We start from the raw sequence: 7785 nt of genomic DNA, 5'->3' as shown, positions 1-7785 counted from the left end.
AAGGCCGCGAGAAGCAGCTGCGCTACGTGATCGCGCGCACGGGCGAAACGATTGCCGAGCTGGAGGAAAAGCGGCGCCAGATCGACGAGACGCTGGAGGAATTGCGCCTGATCCATGAAGGATCAAAGGAACGGCTGAGGAAGCTTAAGGGGTAGGATTTCCAACCCATTTTCTCGTCACCCTCACGCAGGTGGGGGACCAGAGATCGTGAAGCTATGCCGGTGCAAACGGGTCTGGGTTCCCGCCTGCGCGGGAACGACGAAGGAGTAGGCTACTACCCCTCCCGCACTGCCTTGCCGGCCTCGACGGCGACGTGCTGCACGTTTCTTCCGAACGCGGTGAAAAGCCCCTTCTCCACCCCCGTCAGCCAGGCCTGACAGCCAATGGCATGAATCGCGATGGCCAGCCCTTCGCGGCGGTCAGCATCTAGATGCGCGCAGGCCTCATCAAAGATCATCACCGGAGCCGCGCCGCGTTCGCGTGCCAGTGCCGCACCATGGGCAAGCGCCAGACCCAGCAGCAGGGCTTTCTGCTCACCGGTAGAGCAATCGGCAGCCGGCTGGTCCTTCTCGCGGTGACGAGCCTGCAGCTCGGTGCGGTGTGGTCCGGTCAGTGCGCGGCCCGCTGCGCCATCCTTGCGCCGTGCCTCTTTCAGGCGTGCAGAAAACCGGGCTTCCGCCGCACTTTCGTCCTCGATCAGCAGCCCCTCGAGATAGCCGGAAAGGGCAAGATCTGCCTTGGGGAAGGCTGAGGCCGGGCGGTCATCTATCTCACCTTGCAGCGCGGTCAGCGCCGTCAGGCGTGCGCGCGCCATCGACGTTCCAGCCTCGGCAATCTTCGCTTCCAGCGCATCCAGCCAGGAAAGGTCAATGCTCAGCCCTTCATCCATGCGATCTAGCAGGCGCTGGCGCTCGCGCATGGCCTTTTCATAGATATTGGCCTGCGTACCGTGGCCAGGTTCACCGGCGAGCACCAGCCGGTCGAAAAAGCGCAAGCGGTCACTGCGCGGACCCGCCCAGAGCCGGTCCTCGCGCGGGGTCAGCCAGATCATCGGAAAGAGGCGCGCCAGCTGGGTCTGGGTAGTCGCAACCCCTTCAAGGCGCGTCTTGCGCCGTGCCGGATTGTCAGGATCGGCGCCGGTCGCGAGCGTTACCGGCCCGTCGGCGGTCTGCGCTTCGGCGTGTACTGCCCAGACGGGTGCCTCGCCGCCTGAGGAGCGCTGGCGCACAGCATCAGACCCGGCAGCGCGCAGCCCCCGCCCCGGACCGAGAAACGACACCGCTTCGACGAGATTGGTCTTGCCCGCACCGTTGGGACCAAACAGGCAGACCGGGCGCGCATCGAGCGTCAGGTCCAGCCAGGCATAATTGCGAAAACCGGTCAGTTTCAGCCGGGTGACGGCGGATGTTCTGGTCATGGCCTCGACGCCCGGCGATTTGCCGGGGTCCCCGGTCCCGGTGAAAGCCATACCGGCCGAGCAGAAACTGACACGCGCGCAGACATGGCGGTGTGTCCTATGGCGGGCAAACCGGCCAGAACCGGACCTACACGCGCAGCGGCATCAGCACGTATTCGGCGTCCGGGTCACCGGAATCGGTCACGCGCGTGGGCGAACCGGAATCGGCGAACTCGAATACGGCCTCGTCACCGGCAATCTGGGCTGCAACATCAAGCAGGTAGCGCGCGTTAAACCCGATCACGATTTCCGCAGACGAATAATCGGCGTGCAATTCCTCGCTGGCGGTCCCGCTTTCAGGATTGTTGACCGCGAGCACGAGGGTAGAGTCAGCCACGGTCAGCTTGATCGAACGGGACTTCTCCTGGCTGATCGTCGCCACGCGGTCGACGGCCTGCGCAAACGGGGCACGGTCGACCTTCATGATCTTGTCATTGCCGCGCGGGATCACGCGCTCATAGTCCGGGAAGGTGCCATCGATCAGTTTGGAGGTGAGGACGGCCGCGCCCAGCTCGAAGCGGATCTTGCCTTCGGAGACCTGCACGGTGATCTCGTCATCGACATCTTCCAGCAGCCGGCGCAATTCCTGGATGGGTTTGCGCGGCACGATCACCGCCGGCATGCCTTCGGCGCCGGAGGGCAGATCGGTTTCAGCAAGGGCGAGACGGTGTCCGTCGGTTGCAACGGCGCGCAAGGTCTTGCGGCCATCGCGCGCTGCGGCGTGCAGATGGATACCGTTGAGATAGTAGCGCGTCTCTTCGGTCGAGATCGCAAAGCGCGTCTTGTCGATCAGCCGGGCGAACGCGGCGGCCGGCAGCGAGAAGCTGGTGGCAAGGTCCTCGGTCGGCATGACCGGGAAATCGCCTGCCGGCAGAGCAGGAAGATTGAAACGCGAGCGGCCGGCAGACAGTTGCAGGCGCGGATCATCGCCCGCCATCTGCAAGGTCACATCGGCGCCCTCGGGCAGTTTGCGCGCAATCTCGTAAAGCGTATGTGCCGGCGCGGTGACGATACCGGGCCGCTCCACATGGGCAGCCGCCTCCTCGACGATCTCGGTATCGAGATCGGTTGCGGTCAGGCGCATGTGCTGACCATTGGCATTGATCAGCACGTTGGACAGGATCGGGATGGTGTTGCGCCGCTCGACCACCGCCTGGACGTGACCAAGCGCTTTCAGAAGGGCTGCGCGCTCTATCGTGAGCTTCATCTCTATCGCCTTTTGACCGGATGTGGCGGAAAGCCCCTGATGCGCAGCCTCCCGCCAGACAGAATCGCAAACTGTTCGGGTCGTTCACCATAGACCAAAAGAAACGACCGCAAGAAGGGGTCTCTTGCGGTCGCCGGGGGGCAATGGAATCCGTCAGCCGCGCAGGCGGTTGCGGATCGCGTCTATGTCTTCTGCCAGCACCGGATCGGAGCCGAGCTGGGCGGTGATTTTCGATACCGCGTGGATGACGGTCGAGTGGTCGCGCCCGCCAAAGCGCCGCCCGATATCAGGCAGGGAGCGCGTGGTCATCGTCTTGGCGAGATACATCGCAATATGGCGCGGACGAACGACTGACTGGGTGCGCCGCTTGGAGTTGATGTCCGATGCCGAGATGGAGAAATACGCCGCCACGGTCTTCTGGATCTCATCGACGGTGACACGCTTGTCGGACTTCACCGGCAGGTCGCCGAGCACTTCCTCGACAGCTTCCACGGTAACCGGGCGGTCCATGTAGGCGGTGCGCACGATGACATTGTTGAGCACGCCTTCCAGCTCGCGCGCCGAGCTGGTCACGCGGGCGGCCAGGAAGTCGCGCACCTGCTCGGGCACATCCAGTTCCGGGCAGTGCGAGCGGGCCTGCGCCACCTTGCAGTCAACGATCTTGCGGCGCAGGTCGAGATCAGGGCCAAACAGCTCGCAGGCAAAACCACCGCGCAACAGCGAACGCAGGCGCTCGTCGCCAACGCCAAGCTCTGACGGCGCGCAATGCGAGGCCAGCACGACCTGACGGTTTTCCCCGATCAGGGCCGCGATGGTGTGCAGGAACTCATCCTCGGTGCGCGGCTTGCCGGCGATGAAGTGGACATCGTCGATCAGCAGCACATCGCACGCGCGTACCTGGTCCTTGAAGGGCTGGACGTCGCGCGCCCGCAGCGCGGACTGGAAGCCGTTGAGGAATTCCTCAGCCGTCAGGTAGAGCACCTTGCGGCCGGACTCGCCCAGATTCACCGCGTGCGCGATGGCGTTGAGAAGGTGGGTTTTGCCGACCCCGTACCCGCCATGGAAGAAGGCCGGGTTGAAAGGCGGGGTCGAGGCCCCCGAGATGGCCTTGGCCGCGGTGCAGGCCATGGCATTGGCCGAACCGACCATGAAGGTGTTGAAAGTGAAGCGGCCATCGCCGCGTGCCGCACGCTCAGGGCTGCCAAGCACCGCCGGAGAGGCAGAGTTTTCCAGCGCAGCGCGCGGTGCGCGTTCTGCAGCAGAAGCCGGTGCAGTCTCACGAACACTACCGGCCATGACGGTGCGGGCCTCACGCGCAGGCGCGCGGCTGGCGGGCGCGCCCTCGCAGCAGATCACGATATCACGCGGACCGGTGTCAAAGACGGCCCAGAGCGCGCGCAGACGCGCACCGAGATTGTCCTCCACCCAGGCGCGTCCGAAATCGTTCGCGCAAATGATCTGGATGGCGCCACTGGCGTCCTCGGCCACGCGCAGGCGCGCGATCTCGGAGACGTAGATCACATCCCCGTATTCCTGGCGCAGCCGGGCGCGCACGTCCCGCCAAACCTCACTCATGGTCGGCGTTCCCGGCATGGCGTCCTGCTGCTGTGCTCTGGCGTTAGAAACTGAACTGTTCAGCCCCATAAGTCCCCAACCTCAAACCTGTCTGCCGCGGGGTATGCCCCGCAGGTAATGCTTTGAATTCAGACAAGACTTCGTCCCCCGGCGGCAAGCCCACAGCTCGCCTCCGCATCCCGCTCTTGGTCCGTATGGAGATCAGTCGCGTCAGTCCGGACAGGTTAGCCAGAGCGGCACGGGAATCAACATCATTAACCGTAAACGGAGATCGATTCGGCGCTTGACAAGGAGATTTCCCTGACCGCGCCGTGCGTTGCGCAGTGAAAAAAATTTCAGTGAAGGTTTACGTTCCACAAGCGTTCACACCGGGCGCTGTGGACGGGTGTGAAAGGGGGAAGAAAAAGCAGTCGGGAGACCGTTGCGAACGCCTTGCAGGACAGGCGATTTCACTGAATCGACCACAAACAAAAACGTGCCCGCAGGCCACCCCGCAGGCACGCTTCAAACTCGTCCGGTCAAGGACTAGATTTTATCAGGCCGACATCGCCTTCACGCGGGCCGAAAGGCGCGAGACCTTCCGCGAACCGGTGTTCTTGTGGATGACACCCTTGGTAACGGCGCTCATCACTTCGGACTCAGCGGCGCGCAGGGCGTCACGAGCCTCGGTCTGGTTGCCAGCAGCGATAGCCAGCTCGACCTTTTTCACGAAGGTGCGCATGCGCGAGCGGCGGGTTTTGTTGATGGCGGTGCGGCGCGCAATCTTGCGCACCATCTTCTTCGCCGAACTCGTATTCGCCATGGATGCTCCAGGGGCCTAAATCAAACGTTGAACCGTGTTGTGTACATCTTCGCGCCGCGCCGGAAAAAGGCAAGCGTTGTGCGAAGTGAGGCGCGGCGTATACCCGTGCGCACTGCCTTCGTCAACCGCGCAGCGTGCTAAATCAGCGGTGCCGGAAATGGGCGGCGCGCTTGCTAGCAAAGGCGGCCATACCCTCTTTCTGGTCCTCGGTGGCAAACTGGGACTGGAAGACGCGCCGTTCAAAGCGAATACCTTCGGTCAGGCCCATCTCGTAGGCCATGTTGACCGCTTCCTTGGTCATCATCGCGATCGGCAGGGATTTGGCGGCGATCGCCTCGGCTGCCTCAAGCGCTGTGTCCAGAAGATCATCTGCCGGCACGATGCGCGATACCAGGCCCGCGCGCTCGGCTTCCTCGGCATTCATCATGCGGCCGGTCAGGCACATGTCCATGGCCTTGGCCTTGCCGACAGCGCGCGGCAGGCGCTGCGTGCCGCCTGCGCCCGGCATGACGCCCAGATTGATTTCCGGCTGGCCGAACTTGGCCGTATCTGCCGCGATGATGAAGTCGCACATCATGGCGATCTCGCAGCCGCCGCCCAGCGCATAGCCGGCCACCGCCGCAATCACTGGCTTGCGGAAGCGCGCCACCGATTCCCAGCTCTTCGCGAACGGGTCGTGCATGTAGAGGGAGACGAAATCGCGGTCCTGCAATTCCTTGATGTCGGCGCCAGCGGCAAAGGCCTTGGCAGAGCCGGTCAGGACGACGCAGCCAATATCCTCGTCGGCTTCGAAAGCCTCCAGCGCTGCGGCCAGCTCGGAGGTGAGCTCATCACACAGGGCGTTGAGTGCGGAGGGGCGGTCAAAGGTGATGACGCCTACCCGGCCCTCGGTTTTGGTCTGGATCGTCTTGTAGGCCATCTTTGCAAGCCCTCCTTGAGGATGACGCCAGTCTTGCGGCGTCGCGACAGTACGGTGCGGCGGCTTCCATACAGTAAGCCCGCCCCGCGGTCGACACCCCGGGGCGGGCACTGTCAGCTATCGAGGGCCTGAGGGCCTAGCGGCGGGTGACGGTGTAGCCTTCCGCCCGCAGGAGAGCGACGACACCTTCCTCGCCCGGCAGATGGCCGGCGCCGACCGCAACGAAATGGGTGCCGCCCGAAGCGATCATCGCCTCGATCTGGGGAACCCAGTCCCGGTTGCGGTTGACCATCAGCGCGTCATAGAGCTCTGCGCTGGCATCGCGGATGGAGCCGTTCACCATCGTGTCGAGCGTATCCGCATCACCGGTGGCCCAGGCACGCACCATGCGATCCATTTCCGATTCCAGATCGCTCATGTCTTCCAGGCTGACGCGCAGCCATTCGATCTGGGTGTCCATGGAAAGCCCGGAGAGCATGCGCAGCTGGCCTTCAGCGGTCTCGAGATAGTCGATTGCCTTGCCCTCTCCATTGGCGCGCGCCGTCAGGACGGCTTCCACACCGGATGCAGGATTGAAGCCCAGCGATTGCAACTGCAGGGCGCCCAGCGTCACGCCCGCGAGCCAGGGCTGGACCGGCTCGAGATTGCCGGCTGGAATGCCAAGCTCTGCGGTCATCGCCTCGAGAGCGGCATAGGTGTCGGCTCCCAGAAGCGAGGAGAGCGTCACGCCCGGCTGATTGAGGCCAAGCTGGGGAACAAGCGCTTGCATCTGCGCCTGCGCCTCCGGGCTCAACACGTCGGCTTCGAACCAGACCGTCCCGGACTCGGCAAAGGCTGCATCCACCACGTCGGAGCGCCAGTCGAGCGCGTCGGGCAGAAGGTGGAAAGTGCCAAACAGGTGCACCGTCGCGCCATCGGCCTCCACCGTCCAGAGCGCCGGCGAGGCTTCAAGCCCGGCATAGTCCTGCGCATGGGTGCGTTCCAGCGAGGCCAGCCCCACACCCGCGAGGAAGCAGAGCGCGCCAAGGGCGCCTTTCTTCAGAATGTCTTTCAACATGGGTTCTTGAACCTTTCCAGCATCCCATGGCCGCTGCCCATCAGCGACCTTGAAAGAGGCTATATCAATCCAATTGTTGTATGTCTATAACAATTAAAATGACATATTTGTAATTTCATATGCCTTATCGCTGACATTCCGGGCAGAAAAATGTCGACCGGCCAGACTGGACGATACGGCGCACCGGCGTGGCGCACGCACTACCGCTGCGCTCTGCCCGGCAGGGCTCCCCCTCCCGGCCATAGGCGTCAAAGCGGTGCTGGAAATAGCCGAGCGCCCCGTCAACGCCTGCATAATCGCGCAAGGTGGAGCCACCCGCCTTGATGGCCTCGGCGATGACATTGCGCACGGCAACTGCAAGGCGTTCTGCGCGCCCGCCCGTGACGGTGGTGGCCTGGCGCCGCGGGCTGATGCGCGCCCGCCAGAGCGCCTCGCACACATAGATATTACCAAGACCCGCAACGACATTCTGATCAAGAAGCGCGGCCTTTACCGGCGTCCTGCGTCCCCGGAAGGCTTCGGCGAGATAGGGACCGGAAAAGGCGTTGGAGTCCGGTTCGGGGCCAAGCTTTGCCAGATAGGGTTGGCCAGCCTCGGCGGCGCTGTCGAACAGCGTCATGAAGCCGAACCGGCGCGGATCGTTGTAGGTGATCGTAACCCCGCCCTCCATCTCCAGCAGGACATGGTCATGAACGGGGTTGGCCGGCGCGGCATAGACAAAATCTCCCGGCTGGCGGGCCATATCCTGCGCTTCAATGGAAAACCGGCC

General features: G+C 63.6%; 7 protein-coding genes. All 7 read right to left on the bottom strand.

Annotated elements, in window-relative coordinates:
• Positions 1 to 274: 274 nt before the first annotated feature.
• On the bottom strand, positions 275 to 1417 hold the full coding sequence (gene recF, locus ACTS2Z_RS12350; protein WP_442573514.1) for a DNA replication/repair protein RecF: 1143 nt from the start codon (positions 1415 to 1417) through the stop codon (positions 275 to 277).
• 127 nt (positions 1418 to 1544) lie between these two features.
• Positions 1545 to 2663, bottom strand: coding sequence for a DNA polymerase III subunit beta (dnaN, locus tag ACTS2Z_RS12345; RefSeq protein ID WP_442573513.1), 1119 nt, complete (start codon positions 2661 to 2663; stop codon positions 1545 to 1547).
• 153 nt (positions 2664 to 2816) lie between these two features.
• On the bottom strand, positions 2817 to 4238 hold the full coding sequence (gene dnaA / locus ACTS2Z_RS12340; RefSeq protein ID WP_442573512.1) for a chromosomal replication initiator protein DnaA: 1422 nt from the start codon (positions 4236 to 4238) through the stop codon (positions 2817 to 2819).
• Between the two features lie 535 nt (positions 4239 to 4773).
• A complete protein-coding gene (gene rpsT, locus ACTS2Z_RS12335; RefSeq protein WP_442573511.1) occupies positions 4774 to 5040 on the bottom strand; it encodes a 30S ribosomal protein S20 in 267 nt (88 codons plus the stop codon).
• Between the two features lie 142 nt (positions 5041 to 5182).
• Positions 5183 to 5959 (bottom strand): enoyl-CoA hydratase, encoded by a 777-nt coding sequence (locus tag ACTS2Z_RS12330; RefSeq protein WP_442573510.1) that lies wholly within the window; start codon positions 5957 to 5959, stop codon positions 5183 to 5185.
• A 136-nt stretch (positions 5960 to 6095) separates the two neighbouring features.
• Positions 6096 to 7016 carry a TraB/GumN family protein gene (locus tag ACTS2Z_RS12325; protein WP_442573509.1) on the bottom strand — a complete coding sequence of 307 codons (921 nt, stop codon included), beginning with the start codon at positions 7014 to 7016 and terminating at the stop codon, positions 6096 to 6098.
• Positions 7017 to 7140: 124 nt separating this feature from the next.
• Positions 7141 to 7785, bottom strand: a 645-nt coding sequence (mutM, locus tag ACTS2Z_RS12320; protein WP_442573508.1) for a bifunctional DNA-formamidopyrimidine glycosylase/DNA-(apurinic or apyrimidinic site) lyase, incomplete at its 5' end; no start/stop codon positions are given.

Origin of the sequence: Glycocaulis sp., assembly GCF_052168375.1 — a bacterium.
GTDB lineage: Bacteria > Pseudomonadota > Alphaproteobacteria > Caulobacterales > Maricaulaceae > Glycocaulis.
The sequence above is the reverse complement of the archived record's forward strand: the minus strand, read 5'-3'. Positions and strand labels throughout refer to the sequence as shown.